Source organism: Parabacteroides faecis, assembly GCF_014647375.1.
Lineage (GTDB): Bacteria > Bacteroidota > Bacteroidia > Bacteroidales > Tannerellaceae > Parabacteroides > Parabacteroides faecis.
Map to the genome: position 1 here is coordinate 388809 of NZ_BMPB01000007.1, position 22811 is coordinate 411619.

At 37.0% G+C, this 22811-nt stretch carries 23 protein-coding genes and 1 pseudogene; 17 read left to right on the forward strand and 7 right to left on the reverse strand.

The features are described 5' to 3' along the window. Nucleotides 1-21: 21 nt before the first annotated feature. Nucleotides 22-1527: a xylulokinase gene (locus IEY67_RS12160; protein WP_183671365.1), complete on the reverse strand. Its 1506-nt coding sequence runs from the start codon at nucleotides 1525-1527 to the stop codon at nucleotides 22-24. Between the two features lie 12 nt (nucleotides 1528-1539). Further along, on the reverse strand, nucleotides 1540-2280 hold the full coding sequence (locus IEY67_RS12165; RefSeq protein ID WP_122374494.1) for an NUDIX hydrolase: 741 nt from the start codon (nucleotides 2278-2280) through the stop codon (nucleotides 1540-1542). A gap of 268 nt (nucleotides 2281-2548) precedes the next feature. On the opposite strand from IEY67_RS12165, the gene IEY67_RS12170 reads away from it, so the two are divergent. Further along, nucleotides 2549-4372 carry a TrkH family potassium uptake protein gene (locus IEY67_RS12170; protein ID WP_183671364.1) on the forward strand — a complete coding sequence of 608 codons (1824 nt, stop codon included), beginning with the start codon at nucleotides 2549-2551 and terminating at the stop codon, nucleotides 4370-4372. Nucleotides 4373-4384: 12 nt separating this feature from the next. Further along, nucleotides 4385-5071 carry a potassium channel family protein gene (locus tag IEY67_RS12175; RefSeq protein WP_122351643.1) on the forward strand — a complete coding sequence of 229 codons (687 nt, stop codon included), beginning with the start codon at nucleotides 4385-4387 and terminating at the stop codon, nucleotides 5069-5071. 228 nt (nucleotides 5072-5299) lie between these two features. On the opposite strand, the gene IEY67_RS12180 is transcribed toward IEY67_RS12175, so the two are convergent. Next, nucleotides 5300-6568, reverse strand: a complete 1269-nt coding sequence (locus tag IEY67_RS12180) for a hemolysin family protein (protein ID WP_122351644.1) — start codon at nucleotides 6566-6568, stop codon at nucleotides 5300-5302. Between the two features lie 96 nt (nucleotides 6569-6664). Between IEY67_RS12180 and IEY67_RS12185 the strand changes: the two genes are divergently transcribed. Further along, nucleotides 6665-7786 (forward strand): Card1-like endonuclease domain-containing protein, encoded by a 1122-nt coding sequence (locus IEY67_RS12185; protein WP_122374496.1) that lies wholly within the window; start codon nucleotides 6665-6667, stop codon nucleotides 7784-7786. Between the two features lie 402 nt (nucleotides 7787-8188). Here the strand turns inward: IEY67_RS12185 and IEY67_RS12190 are convergent, their stop codons facing one another. Then, nucleotides 8189-9124 carry a TIM barrel protein gene (locus tag IEY67_RS12190; RefSeq protein ID WP_122351646.1) on the reverse strand — a complete coding sequence of 312 codons (936 nt, stop codon included), beginning with the start codon at nucleotides 9122-9124 and terminating at the stop codon, nucleotides 8189-8191. Nucleotides 9125-9223: 99 nt separating this feature from the next. Between IEY67_RS12190 and IEY67_RS12195 the strand changes: the two genes are divergently transcribed. The 3 genes from IEY67_RS12195 (at nucleotide 9224) to IEY67_RS12205 (ending at nucleotide 10829) form a co-directional block, all read left to right on the forward strand. Then, a complete protein-coding gene (locus tag IEY67_RS12195; RefSeq protein WP_122361681.1) occupies nucleotides 9224-9499 on the forward strand; it encodes a zinc ribbon domain-containing protein in 276 nt (91 codons plus the stop codon). A gap of 38 nt (nucleotides 9500-9537) precedes the next feature. Further along, nucleotides 9538-10344: an AraC family transcriptional regulator gene (locus IEY67_RS12200; RefSeq protein WP_183671363.1), complete on the forward strand. Its 807-nt coding sequence runs from the start codon at nucleotides 9538-9540 to the stop codon at nucleotides 10342-10344. A 77-nt stretch (nucleotides 10345-10421) separates the two neighbouring features. After that, nucleotides 10422-10829 (forward strand): pyridoxamine 5'-phosphate oxidase family protein, encoded by a 408-nt coding sequence (locus IEY67_RS12205; protein ID WP_122374498.1) that lies wholly within the window; start codon nucleotides 10422-10424, stop codon nucleotides 10827-10829. Nucleotides 10830-11003: 174 nt separating this feature from the next. Here the strand turns inward: IEY67_RS12205 and IEY67_RS12210 are convergent, their stop codons facing one another. The 3 genes from IEY67_RS12210 to IEY67_RS12220 form a co-directional block, all read right to left on the reverse strand. Further along, nucleotides 11004-11558 (reverse strand): hypothetical protein, encoded by a 555-nt coding sequence (locus IEY67_RS12210; RefSeq protein WP_183671362.1) that lies wholly within the window; start codon nucleotides 11556-11558, stop codon nucleotides 11004-11006. A 49-nt stretch (nucleotides 11559-11607) separates the two neighbouring features. Next, a complete protein-coding gene (locus IEY67_RS12215; protein WP_183671361.1) occupies nucleotides 11608-11901 on the reverse strand; it encodes a hypothetical protein in 294 nt (97 codons plus the stop codon). A gap of 499 nt (nucleotides 11902-12400) precedes the next feature. Further along, entirely contained in the window at nucleotides 12401-13216 is an 816-nt protein-coding gene (locus IEY67_RS12220; RefSeq protein WP_183671360.1) for a hypothetical protein, read from the reverse strand. A 901-nt stretch (nucleotides 13217-14117) separates the two neighbouring features. Here IEY67_RS12220 and IEY67_RS12225 point away from each other — a divergent pair. From IEY67_RS12225 to IEY67_RS12270, 11 genes and pseudogenes are all read left to right on the forward strand, one after another. Continuing rightward, entirely contained in the window at nucleotides 14118-14576 is a 459-nt protein-coding gene (locus tag IEY67_RS12225) for a JAB domain-containing protein (protein ID WP_183671359.1), read from the forward strand. Nucleotides 14577-14843: 267 nt separating this feature from the next. Continuing rightward, a complete protein-coding gene (locus IEY67_RS12230) occupies nucleotides 14844-15431 on the forward strand; it encodes a tyrosine-type recombinase/integrase (RefSeq protein WP_183671358.1) in 588 nt (195 codons plus the stop codon). 363 nt (nucleotides 15432-15794) lie between these two features. Beyond that, nucleotides 15795-16280, forward strand: coding sequence for a hypothetical protein (locus IEY67_RS12235; protein ID WP_183671357.1), 486 nt, complete (start codon nucleotides 15795-15797; stop codon nucleotides 16278-16280). A 132-nt stretch (nucleotides 16281-16412) separates the two neighbouring features. Then, nucleotides 16413-16928 carry a hypothetical protein gene (locus tag IEY67_RS12240; RefSeq protein ID WP_183671356.1) on the forward strand — a complete coding sequence of 172 codons (516 nt, stop codon included), beginning with the start codon at nucleotides 16413-16415 and terminating at the stop codon, nucleotides 16926-16928. A gap of 10 nt (nucleotides 16929-16938) precedes the next feature. Next, nucleotides 16939-17346: a hypothetical protein gene (locus IEY67_RS12245; protein WP_183671355.1), complete on the forward strand. Its 408-nt coding sequence runs from the start codon at nucleotides 16939-16941 to the stop codon at nucleotides 17344-17346. Nucleotides 17347-17373: 27 nt separating this feature from the next. Beyond that, nucleotides 17374-17565: a hypothetical protein gene (locus IEY67_RS12250; protein ID WP_183671354.1), complete on the forward strand. Its 192-nt coding sequence runs from the start codon at nucleotides 17374-17376 to the stop codon at nucleotides 17563-17565. Further along, on the forward strand, nucleotides 17558-18490 hold the full coding sequence (locus tag IEY67_RS12255) for a penicillin-binding transpeptidase domain-containing protein (RefSeq protein WP_183671353.1): 933 nt from the start codon (nucleotides 17558-17560) through the stop codon (nucleotides 18488-18490). The genes IEY67_RS12250 and IEY67_RS12255 overlap by 8 nt, the downstream gene beginning before the upstream one ends. Nucleotides 18491-18495: 5 nt before the next feature. After that, nucleotides 18496-19020, forward strand: a pseudogene (locus tag IEY67_RS25380) (opioid growth factor receptor-related protein); the annotation flags it as partial. A 66-nt stretch (nucleotides 19021-19086) separates the two neighbouring features. Further along, entirely contained in the window at nucleotides 19087-19890 is an 804-nt protein-coding gene (locus tag IEY67_RS25385; RefSeq protein WP_308425755.1) for an ADP-ribosylglycohydrolase family protein, read from the forward strand. A gap of 257 nt (nucleotides 19891-20147) precedes the next feature. Then, nucleotides 20148-21653, forward strand: a complete 1506-nt coding sequence (locus IEY67_RS12265) for a hypothetical protein (protein ID WP_189086824.1) — start codon at nucleotides 20148-20150, stop codon at nucleotides 21651-21653. A gap of 11 nt (nucleotides 21654-21664) precedes the next feature. Beyond that, nucleotides 21665-22603, forward strand: a complete 939-nt coding sequence (locus IEY67_RS12270) for a hypothetical protein (RefSeq protein ID WP_183671350.1) — start codon at nucleotides 21665-21667, stop codon at nucleotides 22601-22603. Nucleotides 22604-22811 lie beyond the last annotated feature (208 nt).

The following is a 22811-nucleotide window of genomic DNA, read 5'->3' on the forward strand; positions in this document are numbered from 1 at the left end:
TAATTGTTTTAATGATTTATATTACATTGGTATATTATTATTTGCCATTAATGTATCCAGACGTTCTTTCCAGATACTGTATGCAGCGCAGTATTTGTCCGCTTTCAATCCGTCAGGCTCGATCACATCGATCTTCTTCAGAGAGGCGAATGCTTCTTCCGCCGACTGATAGATTCCGGCACCGATACCGGCTCCCTTAGCAGCACCGACGGCTCCGTTCGTATCGAACAGTTCGATTACCGTTCCTGTCACACCCGACAAGGTATCACGGAAGACCGGGCTCAGGAACATATTGGCATTACCGGCACGGATCACATCGATGTCGATACCCATTTCGTTCATAATATCCATACCGTATTTGAAAGAGAACACGATTCCCTCCTGGGCGGCACGAGCGATATGCGCTTTACTATGAATATTAAAATTCAGTCCGTGTATAGAGCAGTCGATCTGTTTGTTCTGTAACATACGTTCGGCACCGTTACCAAACGGCAGGATAGACAATCCTTCCGAGCCGACAGGGATATCGGCAGCCAGATCATTCAGTTCGGGATAGCTGATACCTTCCGGCGCTACGTTTTTCTTCACCCATGAGTTCAGGATGCCGACGCCGTTGATACATAGCAATACGCCTAAACGGGTCTGCTCGGATGAATGGTTCACATGAGCAAAAGTATTCACTCTCGATAATGTGTCGAAGTTTACTTTTCCATTCACGCCATACACCACCCCGGAGGTTCCTCCTGTTGCTGCGATCTCTCCCGGATTCAGTACGTTAAGCGATAAGGCATTATTGGGTTGGTCACCCGCACGGTAGGTAACAGGAGTACCTTTCTTCAAGCCCAGTTCCGTTGCGACAGAGCCCAGCAGTTCGCCCTGCAAGCCGAATGTCGGCCGGATTGCCGGTATCAGATCGTTGCTGAATCCGAAGAAGTTCATCAAGTCCTCAGATACCGTCTCGTTCTTGAAGTCCCAGAAGATGCCTTCCGACAAACCGGAAACCGTAGTAACGATATCTCCCGTCATACGCATGGCGATAAAGTCACCCGGCAACATAAACTTATGGACGGAACGGAACAGTTCGGGTTCAAATTCTTTTACCCAGGCCAGTTTGGCTGCGGTAAAGTTTCCCGGAGAGTTCAGCAGATGGGACAAGCACTTCTTCTCCCCTATATTCTTGAATGCCCGGTCGCCATAAGGAACGGCACGACTGTCACACCATATAATGGACGGACGCAATACTTCCATCTTCTTATCTACCAGTACAAGTCCGTGCATCTGATAAGAGATACCGATCGCTTTGATATCTGTTCCCTGGATATCGGCTTTAGCAATGGCTCCTTTTATAGCCTCTTTCAGATATTTCCACCAGTCATCCGGTTCCTGTTCTGCCCAACCGGGTTTCACAGCCTTAATAGGAGCTTCTTCCTTCGGATAAAAATCGGCACCGACCGTCAGTCCCGAATTGGCATCTACTATAGATGCCTTGACAGAAGAACTACCTATGTCACAACCTAATAAATACATATTCTTACGTGATTAATTCTTATTAAATTTTGAATGCATCTTATTATATTTCACTTTATCGAAACGATAATAGCGGGCGGCACGATGGGCAACTCCTGTTTCAACCTCGTCGGTCGGCACTATATATTCCAGCGAACTCATTTTCTTATGGAAGTTACGAACGTCCATTTCCTTATTATATATGATCTCATAAGTACGCCTCAACTGGTAAGCCGTAAACTTCAACGGCAAGTAATCGAAAATGATAGACGGTTCTTTCTCCACCCATTCCCGTATTTCTTCCACGGCAGCTCCGATAATCTCCCTGTGGTCGAAAGGCAAAGCCGGAAGAGAATCGACAGGGAACCAGGCAAGCGAGTTATATTTATTGGTCGGATTCGATTTCCGTCCGATCTTGCTTAACGCCAGGTAAGCTACAGTAACGATCCGTTCGATCTTCAGCTTCATGGCATTTTCCAGCCACTGCATATCGTCTGCATTTTTGGTACGTGACGGAGACCCGAAGCTACGGAACTGTTTCAAAGGAACGCGTTTCAAACCGGTGGCTTCATTAAATACCCGATAAGCAGCCGTATCCAGATCTTCATTCTCGTAAATAAGACTACCGGGTAATTTGTAATGTTTCTCATCACTATTATCTATCTTCCGTTCCACCAGCAGTACGCAAAGTTTGTCTTCATTGACTCCCAATAGCACGCAATCGACAGATACGTGCGAATAAAGCATTTTCTTGTTTTCCATATGTGTTTCCATGATATTACGTTAATCAGTTGCAAATATAATCATTTATCCAATATACAAAACACACAAAACTATTTTTTCAATATTTATAACAGCTTATTTATCTGCTATTTTACTATCTTACCTCATACAATAACATTTATCACCCATAATGTAAACAAAACAATATTATGGTAAAACGTTGATATTTTTCTTTTTAACATGCTTTATCAAAACTTTCTAAACTATTCCCACCCCGGAATACTTTTATTAATACATTTGCTACAGATTTTACTTGATCATGGACATAAAACATATACAGTTCACATGCCGGATGTATTGGGCCAACGCAAAAGGGCTGCTGAATATAGCGGCAGAAGGTATCATACTCCTGGCATCCATCGCCTCCCTGTTTGTTCTGGTTTATCAGTTCGGGTTTCAGCAGACCAGCGAAACTATACATCATTTATACCTGAGCCGTATCTATATTTTACTGGGGTTCTTTATCGGGATCACGCTGCGCTATATAGTCCGGTTCAATGAGATTATACAGGAGAAGTTGCTGTATTTGGATATCGGGATCTATTTTCTCCTGTTTGCCGTTCTATCGGCAAAGGTCTTTTTCAGGGACGTCATCGAGCGGTCATTGCCTTATCTCGACTTCCTTTCGAAGCCGTTGTTCGTATATACTTTACTATTGCTGCTGAGTGTTATCCATTTATCGCGGCAGACATTCACACTGATGCAGACCCGTATCAAACCATCGCTACTGTTCCTGCTCAGTTTTATTTTCGTAATCCTGATCGGCGCAGGATTATTGATGTTGCCGAATGCCACTACCCGGCCGATCCATTTTGTGGATGCCCTGTTTACGGCTACGACTTCGGTTTGCGTAACAGGACTTACGACGGTGGATGTAGCGACCACTTTCACTCATATCGGGCATGTAATCATTATGATCCTGATACAGATCGGAGGGATCGGCGTGATGACTTTCACCAGTTTCTTTGCGCTGTCTTTTATGGGGCATTCTTCTTTTACCAGCAAACTGATGCTGAAAGATATGTTGAATGAAGAGCGTACCGGAGGACTGTTCCGGGTGATCCTGAATATCCTGTTTGTTACTTTCTTCATCGAAGGGATCGGGGCTTATTTCATTTATATGGATATAAGAGGCACGTTACCGGGTGCCACGGTACAGGATGATATATTCTTTGCCATTTTTCATGCAGTATCGGCTTTCTGTAATGCCGGGATCTCTACGTTAAGCGGTAATATGTGCGATCCGTTAGTTGTACATAATTACAATCTGCATGTCTGGATTTCCCTGCTGATCATCTTCGGCGGACTGGGTTTCCCGATCGTATTCAACTATCTGAAACTGTTAAGGCATTTTATCGTAAATACGTTCATGGTCGCTACCAGGCTGCAAAAACGGTATATCCATACTCCCCGCATTATCAATATCCATACTTATATCGTAGTGATAAGTACGCTGGCGTTGATCATCGGCGGAATGATCCTCTATTTTATTTTTGAAACGGACAATACGCTGGCAGGGCTTCCGCTCAAAGGGAAACTGGCGGATTCTTTACTGGGAGCAGTCACCCCGCGAACAGCCGGATTTACGGTAGCCGATATGGGAACACTTCGTCCGGTAACCTTGATGCTTACGCTTATTCTGATGGTTATCGGTGCTGCACCGATGTCTACCGGGGGTGGGTTGAAGGTAACGACGGTTTTCGTGGCGATCGTCACGGCATTGAACGTTGCCCGTGAAAAAGAGAAGGTGGAAGTACGTAAACGGGAAATATCTCCCGCAACAATCCGCCGGGCGTTTGCGACCATTGTCCTTTATTTCATTTTCGCCTCGGTTGCAGTCTGGATGCTGTCTTACACAGAAGAAGGGACGCCGATCTTTACACTTACCTTCGAAGTTGTTTCTGCCTTGAGTACGGTAGGGTCGAGCCTGAATTTTAGTCCGCTGCTTTCCATGGCGGGAAAGCTGATCATCATCTGCACGATGTTGATCGGACGTATCGGGGTACTGACTTTTATGGTCAGCTTTATAAAAGAGTACAAAAAGAGGGATTATACATACCCTCAGGAAAATATATTAATGTAATAAGAATGCCTTATGAAATTTCTGGTTATAGGATTAGGTAATCTGGGACGTGCCATCGCGGAAAATTTAACCCGCATCGGCGACGAAGTGATCGGTGTCGATTTGAATCTGCATAAAGTAGAGGCTGTCAAGCAGACCATTTCCGGTTCTGTCAGCCTCGACACGACCGACAGGGATGCACTGAACACGCTTCCGCTAAGCGAGATGGATGCTATTTTTGTGACCTATGGGAAGAATTTCGGTACTTCGGTACAAACAGTCGCCTTATTAAAGAGCCTGGATGCCGGCAGGCTGATCGTCCGTTCCATCTCTCCCATCCATGAAACGGTGATCCGTTCTATCGGTGTGTCGGAAATCATTCGCCCGGAACAGGATTATGCCGCCACATATGCTTCCCAGAGCTTGCTGGGCGATCTGTTCCAGCGTTGGTATCAGGTGACGGAGACGCATCATCTGTACAAAATAAAGACACCGGGTGCTTTGGTCGGACAGACTTTAAGGACGATCGACTTCCAAACGAACTTCGGTATCCGCTTGGTCGGAGTAGAACGAGCCAAAGAAATACGAAACCTGATTGGATTGAAACAAACAGAATATTATGTGGTCGACCCTCTAACCGATGATCTGGTGCTGGAATCCAACGACAAGCTGATCCTCTTCGGAAAAATGGAGGTGCTTCATAAGATCAAAGAACTGTAAGAAGAGAGAAACTATACAGAAGGCTTTTCAAAGCATATATGTTTCGTCATTAAAACATATATGCTTTGAATACAAAAGTCCCTTATTTTGATTACAAAATAAGGGACTTTTCAAATCTACTCAGTGAATGTCACTATTAAGAAAGAGGATACGATACATTCCTCTTTCGAATTATGGCTTACAGTTTCAGGGAAATCCTTCCACTATTTAATCTTCGTACAAAGAATATCAATCTATCTTCTTCACCAACACCTTGTCGATACGTGCCCCATCCATATCCACGATCTCAAATTCGAAAGTTAACCAATTAAGTGTCTCACCGGTCTTCGGGACACGTTCCAATATTTCCAGGATCAAGCCGCTCAACGTATTATAATCATGTTCGGCATAGAGATCTTCCATATCGAAATACTCCAGAAAATCATAGAAGTTATACTGTCCGTCCACCAACCAGGAACCATCGGCACGCTGAGTAATCTCAGCCTCTTCTCCCAATTCCGGAACCTGGCCGATCAAACCTTCCATGATATCTTTCAAAGTAACGATACCTTGGATACCTCCGAACTCATCCGTCACGATACCATATTTAACACGTGCCTGTTTGAACTGCTCCAACGCATTATAAACACTTTGGTTTTCCGGCAGATACTGAGCCGGACGTATTACCTGTTCCAGCGAGAAATCAGGTTCATCGATCCGTCCGAACAGATCTTTCAGGTAAACGACACCTTTGATATTATCGAATTTTTCGGAAGCTACCGGATATATATTAAACAGGTTTTCCTGTACCTTTTCACGGATCTTTTCAATACTATCCGTTACATCCAGCCAAACCAAGTCACTCCGGTGTGTCATAATCGAACCGACATTACGGTCTCCCAGGTTGAACACACGTTCCACAATGTCCTGTTCAACTTCCTGCACTTCACCTCCGTCAAAGCCTTCTTTGACGATCGCCTTGATCTCTTCTTCCGTTACTTTATTTTCTTCATTTGCTTTAATTCCGGTAATTTTAATAACAAAGGAAGTACTTTTAGACAATAACCATACAAAGGGTAAAGCCAGCTTTGATAGCAGAAACATGGGTCTGGCAACCAGCATCGAAACCCGTTCGGCATATCCCATGCCGATACGTTTCGGCACAAGCTCACCCATGATCAAAGTAAGATAAGTAACGATTATAACGATTACAGTCTTTGACAATCCTAGCGCATAAGGCTCAAGTACGGGAACATGACGTACCACTTCTGACAGATTATAGGCGAAAGCCTCTCCTGAATACAAACCGGTCAGGATTCCGATCAGCGTGATACCGATCTGGATAGTAGATAAGAAACGATCGGGCTCACCAGCCAACTTCAGGGCTGTTTGCGCAGATTTATTACCTCTTTTTGCCTCTAGTTCCAACCGGGCCTTACGGGCAGACACTAAAGCGATCTCAGACATCGACAAAATACCATTCAACAAAATAAGGCCGACAATAATAAAAATTTCCATTTGCTATATATACAGCGATTGATTAGGGAGCGAAGATATGAATTATATCGAAATTAATACTACATTTAGAACCTTAATTAATATATGATATAAAACATGAAACATCAGATCATATTACTTGGCAAAGATATCACCTCTGTTTATCACGGGATCAAAGAGTTTGCACCCGACCATGTGCATCTTCTTTGCACAAACGAGACAAAAGATGTAGCTGCCCCTTTATTTCCGCTACTCCCCGCCAGTATCCGCCGGACCTTATACCGGACCGAACCGTACGACGGAGAAAACGTTCGCAACGTGTGCCGCAAGATACACCAGGCCTACCCTACCGACGAGTTTGCCTATAATCTTTCGGAAGGAACCAAGCTGATGGCATTCGCCGCATTTACAATAGCCAAAGAATATAACGCCCCGGCCTTCTACCTGACTCAACTGGGCGACCTGATCCGGTTGGAAAACTTTGAAAAGCATCCGATGCAAAGCCAGTTGGATAATAAAGAGATATTGGGCCTGAGCGGAAATATCCTGACAGAATACCAGGACGCCAAACAATTGAGCGATGCCGACATACAGGCTTCCGTCTCCATCAAGCAGTTTATCGAACAATACCCGAAAGAACATACCATGATCCAGAAGTTCTTCAATATATTCTGCAATAAGGAACTATCCCGCTTACCGTCATCACGGGTTTTCAAGAGCGGGTTGCGCTTCAAGCAAAGACAGGATACTTTCCTCATTGCACAGCAAAACCATGTATTGCTCAGGTTAACGACTCCCAACGCAGGTATGTTATTTTTCAAAGGACGCTGGTGGGAAACACTCGTTGCCCATAAAGTCAGGACATGGAGCCAGAGACATCCCAACCGTCCCGAGGTATGGCAGAGCGTTCTATTCAGGACAGAAAACAACAGTTCCAGGACAAAAAACGAAGTGGATGTCTTGTTGAACAACCAACAGAAACTAATATTCATCGAATGTAAATCAGGAAATGTAACGCAGAACGATATATATAAGGTAGATGCGGTACGTGAAACCTATGGCGGAGATATCTCGCTGGCCGTATTAGCCAGTTATTACCCGGTGGAAGACAGTTTACAGGAAAAATGCAAGGATCTGCAGATCAATTTATTTGCCCCTGCCTATATCGACGATCGTATCCATCATCTGGATACCCTTCCCGACTGGTTGGAAAAGCTGTCCAACTCCCTACAGTTATAAAAAAATGAAGCCGTTCTACCTTCTCAGGCGGAACGGCCTTTATCAATCGATAAGTTTTTGCTAATCTAATACATATTAGAAAACAATATCGGGAGATAGATACTTACACTTATTCTAAATTCTAAACTTCATCATCATATTCATAGAGGGGAACTCACTTATTCCCCAACACCTTTATTTATGCAAATGACGTGCCAAAAGAATATAAAGTCGAAATACACCTATCTAATACACTAACTATCAACAGATAAAAACATTTTATATCACATCTTGTATTTCCGTACATCTCACAACTGTGGTGTGGAATCGATGTGGAAGTGTGGATTTTTTCCACACCACACTAAAAAAGCCGGTCTATTCCTAGACCGGCTTTCACACGTACCTTTATATATTATACTTTACTTATTTTACAAACTTGGCTTTCAAAAGATAATCGGCACAACCTTTTATCCCGTCAAACTGGGTACGGCCATCCGGCATACCTTCCAGTTCTACATAATATTCCTTTACACCGATCTGATAGGCCTGTTTGAAGATCATCTCAAAGTTCATAAAGCCAGATTGTCCAAGGATTGCACGATCTTTGATATGCAACAGTTTAATACGATTCGGATATTTCTTCATGTATTCCACCGGATCATTCTGCCCGATCACCGTCCAATATACATCCATTTCAAAGAATACCAGATCAGGATCCGTATCTTTCAGGAAAAGATCATAGATTTTTTCGCCTTTGTTATGGCGGCCGAATATAGCTTCTTTACCTCCGGGAAGTACTTTGGCAAACTCAAAGTCATGGTTATGGTAGCCAAAAGGAATACCTGCCGCTTTTACAATTTTTCCGGCTTCGTTGAAAACATCGCAAACATAGCCTACCTCTTCCACACTGCGGGTACGGGGTTGTCCGGGCTGAACCAGATATTTCACACCTAACTTGGCATGATCGTCTGCCGTCTTTTTCCAATATTCCATAATCATATTGCGGGTATCCGGCGTGTACTCGCCTGTCGGAGGATTCACGTGAGAACTGGTGATCTTCAATCCGGCATCTTCTGCCATCTTCTTGAATTCCATCATATCGACACCATTGATCTTGCCGTTATTGTAACCCGCCAGTTCAAGAGTGGAATAACCCATCTTTTTAAGGTTCTTCATTCCACCGGGAACGTCCTTCATCAGTTCACCTCCCAAAGAATAAATCTGTAAACCGATACTTTTGGCAGCAGTCGTTTCCGATACGACGGGAGTGGCTGCATGTAATGATTCTGCCTTTCCGGCTACCAGCCCCCCTAAAGTCAGGACAGAGGCACTTTTTAGAAAATTTCGTCTATTTACCATGGTCTATTAAAATTTAAGTCTTCAAAGGTATTGTTTTTAATCTGAAAAATAATTCTATATTTGTTCTAAAATAAGAGGCTTATAAATAAATTTAAGAGTATGGAACCTATTTATTGTCAAAGTTGCGGTATGCCGCTGATATCCGATACGGATTATGGAACAAACCAGGACGGGAGTAAAAACAAAGAGTATTGCGCGTTCTGTTTTAAAGACGGGAAATTTGTACAGGATGTAACGATGGATGAAATGATCCAAATCTGTCTTCAGTATTCAGATTCTTTCAAACACGACAACGGCGAAAGCTACACAAAAGAAGAAGCGCTTGCCGGCATGCAGTATTATTTTCCTCAACTGAAACGCTGGAAAAAAGAGTGAACCTCTACGAATCCAATCAAACTGTGTAATACGCCATTATGTACCAGGAATATCCTCCATGCCCGTCACTGGCTCCCTATATCGACAAATATTGGGAGGTGAAAGGCGAGACTGAATACGACATGCGTTATAAGATATTGCCTGACGGATGTGCGGATTTCATCTTTTCCATCCAGGAACCGTCGCAACCTCTGAACGGTGAAATGCTGATGCAGCCTTACCGTTTTTATTTCGTCGGTCCCATGCGGGTTTATTCCGAACTGGTCACACGTTCGACCAACCTTCATATGATGGGTGTACGCTTCTCTCCTTGCGGACTGGCGGCATTCACAAAGGTTCCTTTGGGAGAATTTACCGACATGCGAATCGATGCTTCCGAATTGGATATGCTTTTCGACAATAGTTTTGCAGAAATGTTATGCGAAAGAGAATCTTTGCAGGAACGCATACAAATCATAGAAAGGTTCCTCCTTTCCCACTTGTCCGCTATCATTCCCATAGACCGGCAGATGTTGCAGGCAACCGATCTGATCATCCGGTCGAACGGGATGCTCCCCATCCGTCAACTGACCGATAAATTATATCTCGGCCAACGTCATTTCGAGCGCAAATTCAAACACGTCACCGGTTATACACCGAAAGAATTCAGCAGGATCACCAAATTCAGGAACGCAACCCGAGTTTTAAGGGGCATAAAAGATACAGACATGCAGCAGTTAGCCATCGACTGTGGCTACTACGACCAATCTCATTTTATCAAAGAGTTCAGAAGATTATCTGGAAGCAATCCATCCGCATTCATGTCTTTACCGATACCGGAAGACGATCCGCTTACCTATATATAATAGAAGAAAGTCGATTTTTTACAACAGCAACCGCGAAGTTTCCCTTATGTTTGCCTCCGAAACAAAAAAATAGTTTTATGGAAAAGATCAAACAAGAGGCAATCGAATTGCTGAATAACTGCGAGGTAACAACATTAGCCTCCATCGACGAACAGGGTTATCCCCGTCCCATAGTCATTTCGAAGATCAAGACAGACGGGATCGATACGATCTGGTTCTCAACGGGAACGAGTTCTGAAAAGACAAAGAATTTTATCGAAAACCCGAAAGCAGGCGTCGCTTTCTTCAAGGAAGGCGACAGTGTGACGCTGACAGGCACCATCGAAGTAGTCGAAGACGCTGCGGAGAAGAAAGCATTATGGGTAGACTGGTTTTATGAGCATTTCCCCAAAGGTGTGGAAGACCCGGAATATTGCATACTGAAGTTCAAAGCTGAACGGGCAACTTACTGGATCGGCCATAAGTTCGTGAAGGGGAAAGTGTAAACATCATATACGTTTTAAATAAACAATCGTTCGATAACTGTTCTTTATTAATTTAACGCTTACACATACTTGTAATTATATAATACTATATATCAGTATATTACATGTATTACAACCCACTTCTCTAAACAGAGAAGTGGGTATAAAGTGATTACTTCTGCTAGTATTTGTTACTTATTTGTTCTGATTAGAAAGGTCTTTATACGCATTGTACCAGAATTGACCTTGCTCTTTTGAAAGTAAATCCGAAGAAATAAAAGTATTACATCTAATAATAGTAGGACTAAGGAAAGTAACTGGTATTATACCATCTTCACATAAATAGAATGCCTGATTTTCAGTATTAAGAAAGCCTACAACATCTTCTCCTGGGATAGTTAAATATGCTTTTAGATTCCATAGAACATGAATAACACTTAATAGTTTATCCATAGGGTTACATCTAACATTAAGGTGATTATAAAATGGTCTTCTTTTTCTGTATCTGGAAAAGAAATGGTGAGTATATATGTTAACAAATCCAAAATTAAGTTCTACCCAGTCACAAGTATTAGGGTACTCAATACTAGTAAAGACCATACATTTACCACAGCCTTTAAGTATTGCTAGATCCTCATACATATAAGGTAATATATAACCCTCAACCTCTTTTAGGTCATTAATATAGTCCTGTACTTCTTTGCTAAGTACTAGCTGGTGCTTTTCTTCTATATACTCTATTACATTCATAATTACTAATAATAAAAAAGGCTATTACCGAGGTAATAGCCTTTAAAGTTTAATCCATTTTGTCCAAATAAGCCTTTAATTGCTCTTTGGATAAAGTAGAAAGTAACTTAGTAGCTCTCTCTCGATTAAGTTCCTCGTCAAGTTGTTCAGCAGTTATACTGTCTTTAAACTGTTTAAGGTTCTTCAATTGAGATTCTAACATCGCAACTTTGCTATCTATTGCAGCTTTCAGGCTTGCCCCGTCAGCAGATGCAGGAAACCAAGTTCCGAAGTTAGCTACTTGTTCTTTTCTTGAACTTTTAACAATTTGGATAAAACTCTGTGCATTAATAATTGTAATCATTTTAAAAAAAATTAAAACATTGGCAATATCACCAAATAAAGGGAGTGCCTTAATTAATGCGAGGGCAAATGTAATAATTGCAATTTATTTCGAAAAATATTTCATATATATTAACTACATGTACTAAAGAAATAGGTACTAACAATACTAATAGTACCTATTCTACTACTACTTTTTCTTTAAAAGCTGTCAGAGAAATATTCTACAAATATGAGTATTATAGTAGTTACTAGTTCTATTGTGGGTTGTTAGTCACTCAATAAATGCAGTAGAATACATTCTAACGACGTTTATTTCAAAGTTGGGATAAAATCCGAAGCTGGGTATATAAAAGGAAAAACTTCCAGAAAAATCCCATGACTGGAACAAATAAAGGTGAAGCATACATAAAGTATGATTTCTCACTTTACTTGTAACCACATAAAAAAATGGATACCTTCATTTTTGAAAGTACCCATTTAGAGATATAATAGTTATTCATGGCAAAATGAATATTGATTTATAATATAATTGTTGTTTCTTCTTTATTTGGAGATACTGGATAACGAAAATTCAGTATCCTAATAAAGTATTCCAGACTATGAATCCGTTTTTCAGTAAACATTCGGTTATCCATTTTACTAATGAAAAAGGATGGTTCGGGACAATTATTGAAAATGACATACATTAGATACTTATTATACTTAGGTGGGATTATTTGCCGTTTTTTACAAAAATCCGCTATCTGCTCATAGTATTCTAAATATTGACTGTCAGAAGGTATTTCTTCCTTCTTCATATCCTCATAGATAAAACGGTCAGTAATTTTATATCCAGTACTTTCTTTGCTAATAACATCTAAGGTGATAGCCTTCGCATTTAGTTTCTTGATAGTGGATAAGCCGATTGAAAGAAGTTTCTTTTTGCCTATAACATCTAAGCTGTATAGAACAGAATTACTGCCATTATAGCCAATGCACTTCAATAGAAGAAGATAACCCTTTATGTCAGATGGTATTTCTTCTAACAGAAAATCATACTCAATTCGAAAAAAGTTTATTGTCGGTTTTACTACATGGTAAGTATTCCGATTAAATATACCTTTTTCTCCTTTTATCTGTTCAGTTCTGATTGTGAGTAAGCCAATTGACTTAAATTCCTGAATATAAGTGGATATTGTCCTTTTTGAATATCCAGTCATTTCAGCTAATGTTTCTTCCTTTATATGGGAAATGTAAGTTTCTCTATCTGTATTCAGTAATATACAACAAAAAGTATATGCTTCCTTATTTGTTAGTTTCAATAGTAAGTCTTTGGAGATTATGCGATAATTCATTAGGTGTGACCATTTTAGAAAGTAAATAGGTAATCTGCGAGATTTCCTGTTTGACCTCTGGAAAGAGGTGCAAACCATTATTAAGTAATTTATAATTAAGTAATAAACAAGGTGGTGCAAAAAATAACCCGACCACATGCAAAAAGTAAACCGGCATTTATTTTTGATTTAGGTTAGTATTATCTTTATTAATTGGAATCAGAATGTTCAGTTCTATCAATTTTGCGTATTGAGGATTGTTTATTCTCAATACTTTCTTACATTCTAATCTATTACTGAAAATTCGGTTGGTAGGTGTGTATAATACCATATTTTAGAAATTGGATTTAGAGAAGGACAATTCAAGTTTTCACATTAAAACCAAACACTGTCCTCTGATTTTGGAAAAATAAGTAATCTGGATAATGATAAAAGGTAAAACCGGTATCTATTTTATTGATATACACAAAGATACTGAAATATAGAGAGCTAACAAAATAAACTGTCACTAATTGAAAAATAAGTCTTTAGACATATATACATTTAAAATATACCATCTTAATTTATCCCCCCTCCCCATAAGAGAAGGAAGTCTTTTTCTTCTTAGATGTTGTTGGCTGGAAATAAGTCTTACATAATAATATATGTATGCTATACACACATGACTTCACTACTTCTAAAGTCCCCATACGGTAGTTGAAGTGAAAGTGAATATTTTGCTTGTTTTCCTACTGGATAATTCAGACGGGATTCAGAGTTCAAACGGGTGTAACCTGTATTTGGCTGGAATAGAATATATTTAACAGAACGAATTTACAACCAGTTAGAACAGAAATTGGATTCAATCCTTTATCTGGAGATATTCCTTTCACTTCCCAAAATTCATAATTAACAATCAAACAACTTATTAAACAACAAACGTATGGAAGGGATATTGAAAGTATGTGATGTTAAATTAACGTACAATACAAAGGTTAAGAGTTCAGAAAGACCTGTTATAGTACAAGCAGCAGATGTATATAAACTTTTAATAGATTATGTATATGATAAGGACATAATCCAGTATAAGGAATGTTTAAAACTAATCCTACTGAATAATGCTGGTAAACTTTTGGGTGTTGCTCATATTTCAGAAGGTGGAACAAATGAAACATCTGCTGATATACGAATAATTATGCAAGCAGCGATATTAGGAAATGCTTCCAGTATAATTTTAGCACATAATCACCCTAGTGGAAGTTTAAAACCTAGTGCACAGGATGATTTAGTGACTACGAATCTTAGAAAAGCAGCCAAACTATTTAATATTACTTTACTGGATCATATAATAGTGACAGATAGCGGATATTATTCTTATTTGGATGAAGGGAGGGTATTATGAAAGCTATTTTATTTATTACCTTCTTGATCTTTATGTTTGTCTATCCAGAATTATTTTTAGGATTGATTGCTCTTTACATGCTATTATTCTTAATTGTGTTTTTCTTCTTTGAAGTAAAAAACAAATTGGGGAAATAATCTGAATTAGAAACATTCACTAATGCTAGAAGTGAATGTTTCTCTTATTATCAGCCAGTTACGTTTTAGCCATTTTTTCAGATGGCAGAAAACAATCACTTTTATACATAATCAATTAAAACTGAATATTATGAGTTTAAAATATAGTACGACTACAGCGGATTATATGCAATGGGATGAAATGACAAATCTGGTTAGGCGATTGAGTAAAGATGGAAATTATAAGATGTCTTTACTTATTGCCGTTGGTTGTTTCTGGGGATTAAGAATCTCTGATATTTTATCATTACGCTGGGATACGATCCTTTATGTGGATGAGTTTACCATATTAGAGAAGAAAACAGGTAAGATGAGAACCATTCGTATTAACCCTCAACTGAAGAAACACATTGCAGAATGTTACAAACAGATACAGCCTGTTAGTGTCAAGTCCCCTATTCTGGTAAGTCAGAAAGGAACAACCTTCTCTATACAGCGGATAAATGTACTGTTGAAAGAGATTAAAGCCAGATACAAGGTGAAAGTAAAGAATTTCAGTTGTCATTCTCTTAGAAAGACATTTGGAAGACAGGTTTATAATCAAAATTCAGAGAATGCAGAATTGGCATTAGTTAAATTGATGGAGTTATTTAATCATTCCAGTGTGTCAATCACTAAAAGGTATCTAGGACTAAGACAGGAAGAAATATTAGAAACTTACGATTCTCTCTCGTTTTAGATGGAGATATATTATTGACAATATAAACGCTTTTCGTAACTTTGTACCAATTCCTTATACTCATAGTGTTGAGCCTCTAGGGAAGGACATAATTCACGAAAGGTGTTATTGATATTATCTTCTATTATCAAATCTCGCAAATTTGTATAATTGGAATGAAGATGATAGCAATAGCACCCGCATCATTTGATATATATTTACCTGTGAAGGGGAAACTATATCCTATTGGTGTGGGTTGCTGTTGCTTTATCCATTCCAAAGGCAATGCGAGAGCCTGATAATAGGATAAAGTAAATAGTGTTCCCACACCTTTTTTATTATTTCACATTCCGTAGGGAAACAGGAATATAAAACATTTTTATTATGTCAAGTAGATGTAAAGGATATTTAATAGGTTCAATATCCATTTTATTATCAACAGTTTGCACACCTCTAAAGTCTCAGAATGATTTTTGTGGTTCAAATAATATTATTGCACAATCATCAACTCTCCAAAAATTAACTAGAGGAAAAGGTCAGTTATTTAGATATATCTATAAAGGAGAAGAAGGAGCACCATTATCAACATTCAAATTATTTAATAACGAAAGTGCTATTATACTTGTATGTGATAACTCTCTATACGAAGAATATTATATTGAATGTACATTTTTAGGACAAACAGATCGATATAATATAACTGACACACGAACAGTCTTGAAAGAAGGAGAAAGATTCATAATCTATGAAGCTATTAATGAAGCGAACCAACATGTAACCTTTTTTGGTGATCCAGAATTTAAAAAGGTAGTTGCAATGACTTTTCAAGGTGTTCAAGTTCTATTTACCAATAATCCTAAATTACAATAGTAATATTATTTACTTGAAAATCAACAACAAATACTATTAAAAGAAAATGCGCAACGCTTGTTGCCTGTTCCTGCATTTTCAGTTCTATTTTAATGCTTACCGTAGGGAAACAGGGATAGTTCTATTTTACATATGAAACTTATAAATTATACATTCTTTATTATTCTAATTGCAATTAGTATGTCGTGTTCTTCATTAAAAAGCACTTTTGGACTTACTCAACATGATCGTGTTTATCCACTATATCAAACTTGCCTTTTAAAAAATGGACTTTGGGGAGATTGGGAACGACATTTTTCATATTTCAGTGTACAAACAGAGTATAATAAAGTTGGACTAAACATATATCTCTATGCGAAGGGTGAACATCCTTCTAATTATATGATAAAGATAATGATAGACAAATATTCAAGAAGTAATGAAGGATATGGTTTATACTCTTCCTATCAAGGAGAGGTTATTGTCAGTGAAACAAATATTCTTGATTACACAGAAATTAATGATAAGGGTAGACACAAATGTACTATCTTATGTGATAAAGATATGGATAAAGCTATACAAAAAAATGGTTTAGTAGGAACTCTCAATATACTATATGGTAATGGATTTGGAAGAGGATTTAATTTTTGGGATGATAGTAATTATTAAATATTAAATTATGAAACAATTGATTTTATTATTTTTCTTTATTGTACAATCCATAAACGGATATGCACAATACACAGGTAGTGGAGCAGGGATTGAACCTATAGATCCCAATGAATGGGGCGATGAAAATTTCAGTTATTGTTATTTCATAGAAAGTAAAAATAGCTATGTCTTGTATGATACTGATATTACAATATCAGCTAATCAACACGAAATAAAAATGACTTTGAAAAAAAAGAATTACCATTTTAGAATAAAAGAAATAATAGACTGTGATGATTTCGCTCTAATACACACATCTAATAAAGAAATATGGCTGAAAGCATATAATTATACTGATGAAAATGGGAAATACAATGACGATGTAATATTTTTTATCAATGGAGTTACATATATAATAACTAATACAAAAAAATAATACATAGATTTCAAATTGTAGAATATTATGATAGTATATAATTCTAAAACAGGAAAAAGCAAAAGTGTTGTAAATTGGAAAGCAATTAAATTTATTTGGGTTTTCTTCCTCATTGTGGTTATAATCCCTAGTTTATTTCCAGAAGCGAGTAAAAAAATTGCAATGTTCTTTTTAAATATAATTGCTTCTATTTTAGGATTAGAGTTACAAAATGAATAATTTAATATATAGTATGAGAAAATACTTATTTTATGTAATAATTATTTGGATTTGTATTTCTTGTATAAGACATCATGACTTTCAAGCTGTATCTCAAGAAGCTCTATTAAATGAACTGATAGAAGTACAGGCAGATTCTGGGTTAATAATGATTATCAATCAGACAGGGGAAATTATAACACAAAGTTCCCTTGTCTTATCTGGTGATACATATAAAGATGGAGATACCAATGTGTTTAATCAACCTAGATATATTGGTGGATTGATTTATCCTTTTCCTATGATGATTGCTTTAAAGGACAAAGTACTTATTCCCTCTGACACTGTAGATGTTGGAAACGGTGCTTATATCTACAAAGGTGCAAGAATGACGGATCACAATTATAATAATGGTGGATATGGAGTATTGACAGCTAGACAGGTATTTGGATATGGTTCTAATATTGGTATGGCTAAATTGATATTGAAAGGATATGAGGATCAGCAAATGAAATTTGTTTCTTCCATGATTGACCTGGGATTTAAGATTGATACAACTAATTGGAGTACTACCTCTTTACCCTGGCTTACTATTGGATATGAAACTATGATTTCCCCTGTAGACCTAATTCACTTATATGGAGATATTGCCAATAATAGAATAAAGGGTTATGAGAATGTTATTCCAGATATTCAGAATATGATGAGATTCTGTGTCGAAGAAGGTACAGGAAAGAATGTTGATTCTGATTATATGGAGATTGCAGGTAAAACAAGTACCATAATTACAAGTAAAGAGCAAGAAGTATCTTTCTGTGGTTACTTTTCCATTGATAATTCTATATATACTTGCTTGGTCATTATATCTAATCCTAAAAATGGTTATCCGTCTGGTGGGATAATGGCTGGGAATGTGATTAAAGAGATTACCCAATATATATATTAATGATTATGCTAAATAGATTCAAACATTTATTTGGAAATAAAAAAAATAAGGAATTTGGAATAAACAATATTACTCCAATAGAAGAAAAACAGATTGTTCCCAAAGAACAGGTTGATTTGATCCGCTTTTTTAGAAATGAACTACCAGATAATAAAAATCGCTATCACAAAGATATTTTACAATTTAATCATGAACAGATAGAATATTATCACGATTTTATACAATGGATTCTACCTACTATCGACAAAAGCCAGTTTCACCCAGAAGCACCGACCATTGATGATCACTTTAAAGAACAATTGCAGCAAGACGATTTGGCTAAGTCAAACTATTGTAGAACCTGTCAATTATATTTGAATTATGTTGGATTCCATTGTAACAAAAGACAGATTCAATGTCAGATTACAGGACGACTTTACGAATTGCCATATCACAATCAATTAAGGATTACCCGTATGCTAAATTCTCTCAATCAAGTGGGAAATAATCAATGCTCAACCAAACTATACCATGCTATCATGAGTGAGATCAAGCCAGATTCTGACAAAATTGATAACAATACATTAGACTATTGGGCAAAAACGCAAAGGATAAATATAAACTGTAATATTCTTATAGGAGCGATTGCTGGGGATATAATAGGTTCAATTTATGAGTTTAACCCTATAAAATCAATAGACTTCCCTCTATTCAAGAAATATTCCAGATTTACAGATGATACTGTAATGACTGTTGCCAATGCTAATTGGTTATTGACTAACAATATCCTGTCTGATATTATGTTAGACTATGGTAATCGTTATCCAAATGCAGGATATGGAGGTTCTTTTTATAATTGGTTACAACAAGATATTCCAGAACCTTATAATAGTTTTGGAAATGGTTCTGCAATGCGTGTTAGTCCTGTTGGATGGGCGTTTGAAACATTGGAAGAAACTTTGAAAAAGGCTAAAGAAAGCGCAGAAGTTACCCATAACCACCCTGAGGGAATTAAAGGAGCGCAGGCTACAGCAGCATGTATCTATCTGGCACGTACAGGTAAATCAAAGCTGGAAATTAAGGAATATATTGAATCTACTTTTGGCTATAATCTTAATCGAACCTGTGATAAAATACGAATTGCTTATCAATTCGATGTCACCTGTCAAGGTTCTGTTCCTGAATCCATCATCGCTTTTTTGGAAAGTAAGGATTTTGAACATGCTATTCGTTTGGCTATTTCTTTAGGGGGAGATGCTGATACAATGGGTGCTATTACTGGAAGTATTGCAGAAGCCTATTACAAAGAAGTTCCAGAGGAAATAAAGAAAGAAGTGCTTAAGAGATTGCCAAAAGAGTTTATAGATGTGATGGAAAGGTTTTATAAGAAGTTTATAATGAAAAATAAGTCAATTGACTAACTTGGAGTAAAATTAAAAAGAGAATGAGTTATATGATTGAAATTTCCAGAGTGAGTACTTTTTTTGATAGATAACGTTTTTATAGTCCCTGTTCAAAAAAGGTACTATCAATGAAGTTAGAAAGATTAGGATTACTTGAAGTCTGAATATTAGTAGGGAGGAATAAGAAGATGAAGTATTTAATGATTCTATTAAGTTTTTGTTTGATGGCTTGCAATGGGCGATCTGTTAAACAAGAAGAAAAAACAGATTCCAATATGACGGAAGAAAGTATTGAAATTCCAAATGGCTCACTAACGAAGGGAGAACAAGATTCTTTGATAACGGTATTGTCTCCTTATCTGGAAGTCGATACAGCTTTTACTAAAAGAAGGATTGAAATATCTGGGTCTCTTTCTAAGATAATAGATGGAGCAATAGATATTGATGAGGATTATACATGGCAAATTATAGCTCACGTGGATTCAGTTATCAAGCAATGTATAAATCATGTTCAATCAAATGAGCCTAAGCAGCTATTTGATTTATTTGATAAGGAGAAAAAAAATATTTATGCACATCCATCAAACACATGGAAAAATGAACAAAATTTGAATAATATGATATTGTCTTTGTATGAGAAGTATGATCGTTCTTCAAATAAAAGATTGCTTGCAGAGAAAGTGATAGAGTTATATGAAATTTCTTTCATACACATAAAGTTATTAGAAACATTTGGAGGTTATTCTCATCCTAGTTTTATACCACTTGCAAAATCCTTGAGAGAATGGTATTTGGTAATATTGAAGAATTATGATAAAGCAATTGAGTTACAAAGACAAATTTGCGAACGAATCGAAAAAGAAGAGACAGAAGGAAGGGCAAGCGAGAATTACGGATTTGAGTTGATGAAGTTATCTGAATTATATTTAGCAAATAACGATACGATTCGTATGGATTCATGTCACCAGATATTACAAAAGAATCCTTATATAGAAAAAATCTTACAAGAATATAATGAATATAAGAAAACTACACAAGAAGATAAACAAAAGGTCGATATTTCACAAGAATTTGAAAGTCTAAATTGTCCTCGTGTATATATCAAATATAAACAACCTATAAACGGATATACAGTTAAAGTATTATGGTTACCTTTTACAGATAAAAGTGGATATACTGCTGAAACAGGAAATGCAGTTCTACATTTTGAGAGTGAAAACAATCACTTTTATATCCAAACCCAAAGTTATAGAGATACAGCTGTTTATTCACATACTCATTTAAAAGATGGGGATGTTCTATTTTGGAATTATACACCTAAGAAGAAAGGTGAAATTCTTTCTAAATATTCACCCTTCTTTTTTTCAGATGTAAACTTTGACGGAGAAAATGAACTTTTAATTAATTGCTATAATGGAGGTTCTAAAGGCTCTAATACTTATGAGGTTTATAAAATTCATCCTTATTATGCTGAGATTATAAAAGATGCACCTTTTGCCAGTTTAGAGAATGATATGACTGACTTTGACCTTACAAATAAAACAATTACATGTCATTACCCACTAAGTTCTTTTGAATCTATTACACATATTTATAAACAAGTCAAACAAGAAAGAATGAATTTTGGAGAACTTGAAACAGACTATAAATTTGAATTAGTCAAAGTGGATATTCATAATCAATATACAGATAGTAAAGAGCACAAAGTATATATAAAAGATGGATATAATTACAAATTAGTAAAGGATGACAAAGCATCTGTTAATCAGAAAGATAAATAAAATTATAGATAATGAAATACAATATTTATTTACTAGGTTTATTACTATTGAGTTGTAATAATACACCTTTACAAACATCTGTTACAACACATGTATCTGATGATGTTAAACAGGCTAAAACGGTATATGTTAATTACAAACAAACTATTAAAGGTTATAGATTCTATCTTGAATACGAACTTATGGATAGTGAACCTCTATGGGGTAATCTTATTATCGAATCTCCTAATAAAAGAATAGATACTTGCTCAGTACATTGTTATATGAGTGATTTTTATTTTGATACAGGTATAGAATGGGATTCTTTACAAGATAATGAAACGATAACGGTTGATTATTACAAAATTTATAACAGTATTTCTACAGAAAAAGAAGATTGTTTTCCAAACTATATAGAAGATCCATTTGAACACTCAAAATTATTTGGATTTTATGATGCTAATTTTGATGGTAAAGATGAGCTTTTTATAAGGTGGAACTCATGGTTAGGACAAAAAAGTCGAGCGTTATATTCTTTCTACACATGTTCAGAAATGAAACCTATATTGGAGGATTATCAAATAGATAGTGGTTGGCTGTTTGATAAATTGAACAAAAGGATAATCAGCGATTTAACTTGTGGAATAGGATGTCAGACTTATTCTATTTGGGAATGGAATGAAAACAAGGATAGTTTGATACATGTAAAAGATATGAAAGAGATAGGATTTCCAGATTCTGTACACATAGCCACTAAACATATCTTTTATAAAGATACTAATATAGTACTGATAGATACTGTAATAGTCGATTTATTAAAAGGTTCTTATTTTGACCAAAATATACTATATCATGGATTAAAAAACATTAAATCAAATAACAGTTTGTCTGAATCTACTCCTAAACTTAGTTTTGTAGATCGTATATTACAATGGTTTGAATGTCTTATTGATGATATAACAAGAGAATAAAAGCACCTAACAGTGCTTGATTTTCCCTAAAGTCCCTATATAGTAGAAAGTATGAATGAATTATTCTTGCAAACAAATCAGGGGGCGTAAAATAAACTGTGTCATGCGCTGTTTTTCTTTCAAGCTCATCGGTCGGGGATCGGCTAGCGCCAAGGGGGTGCACCAGCACTCCCGACGAGCGTAAAATTACAACAACTTAAATCTATCT

Bases quoted from the DNA above. Each gene is read 5' to 3' on its own strand.
- IEY67_RS12230 (WP_183671358.1), top strand. From the start codon at position 14,844: ATGAGTTTAAAATATAGTACGACTACAGCGGATTATATGCAATGGGAT.
- IEY67_RS12240 (WP_183671356.1), top strand. From the start codon at position 16,413: ATGAAACTTATAAATTATACATTCTTTATTATTCTAATTGCAATTAGT.
- IEY67_RS12210 (WP_183671362.1), bottom strand. From the start codon at position 11,558: ATGAATGTAATAGAGTATATAGAAGAAAAGCACCAGCTAGTACTTAGC.
- IEY67_RS12200 (WP_183671363.1), top strand. From the start codon at position 9,538: ATGTACCAGGAATATCCTCCATGCCCGTCACTGGCTCCCTATATCGAC.
- IEY67_RS12220 (WP_183671360.1), bottom strand. From the start codon at position 13,216: ATGAATTATCGCATAATCTCCAAAGACTTACTATTGAAACTAACAAAT.
- IEY67_RS12225 (WP_183671359.1), top strand. From the start codon at position 14,118: ATGGAAGGGATATTGAAAGTATGTGATGTTAAATTAACGTACAATACA.
- IEY67_RS12255 (WP_183671353.1), top strand. From the start codon at position 17,558: ATGAATAATTTAATATATAGTATGAGAAAATACTTATTTTATGTAATA.
- IEY67_RS12195 (WP_122361681.1), top strand. From the start codon at position 9,224: ATGGAACCTATTTATTGTCAAAGTTGCGGTATGCCGCTGATATCCGAT.
- IEY67_RS12250 (WP_183671354.1), top strand. From the start codon at position 17,374: ATGATAGTATATAATTCTAAAACAGGAAAAAGCAAAAGTGTTGTAAAT.
- IEY67_RS12180 (WP_122351644.1), bottom strand. From the start codon at position 6,568: ATGGAAATTTTTATTATTGTCGGCCTTATTTTGTTGAATGGTATTTTG.
- IEY67_RS12160 (WP_183671365.1), bottom strand. From the start codon at position 1,527: ATGTATTTATTAGGTTGTGACATAGGTAGTTCTTCTGTCAAGGCATCT.
- IEY67_RS12165 (WP_122374494.1), bottom strand. From the start codon at position 2,280: ATGGAAACACATATGGAAAACAAGAAAATGCTTTATTCGCACGTATCT.
- IEY67_RS12190 (WP_122351646.1), bottom strand. From the start codon at position 9,124: ATGGTAAATAGACGAAATTTTCTAAAAAGTGCCTCTGTCCTGACTTTA.
- IEY67_RS12235 (WP_183671357.1), top strand. From the start codon at position 15,795: ATGTCAAGTAGATGTAAAGGATATTTAATAGGTTCAATATCCATTTTA.
- IEY67_RS12215 (WP_183671361.1), bottom strand. From the start codon at position 11,901: ATGATTACAATTATTAATGCACAGAGTTTTATCCAAATTGTTAAAAGT.
- IEY67_RS12170 (WP_183671364.1), top strand. From the start codon at position 2,549: ATGGACATAAAACATATACAGTTCACATGCCGGATGTATTGGGCCAAC.
- IEY67_RS12245 (WP_183671355.1), top strand. From the start codon at position 16,939: ATGAAACAATTGATTTTATTATTTTTCTTTATTGTACAATCCATAAAC.
- IEY67_RS12185 (WP_122374496.1), top strand. From the start codon at position 6,665: ATGAAACATCAGATCATATTACTTGGCAAAGATATCACCTCTGTTTAT.
- IEY67_RS12175 (WP_122351643.1), top strand. From the start codon at position 4,385: ATGAAATTTCTGGTTATAGGATTAGGTAATCTGGGACGTGCCATCGCG.
- IEY67_RS12265 (WP_189086824.1), top strand. From the start codon at position 20,148: ATGACGGAAGAAAGTATTGAAATTCCAAATGGCTCACTAACGAAGGGA.
- IEY67_RS12205 (WP_122374498.1), top strand. From the start codon at position 10,422: ATGGAAAAGATCAAACAAGAGGCAATCGAATTGCTGAATAACTGCGAG.
- IEY67_RS12270 (WP_183671350.1), top strand. From the start codon at position 21,665: ATGAAATACAATATTTATTTACTAGGTTTATTACTATTGAGTTGTAAT.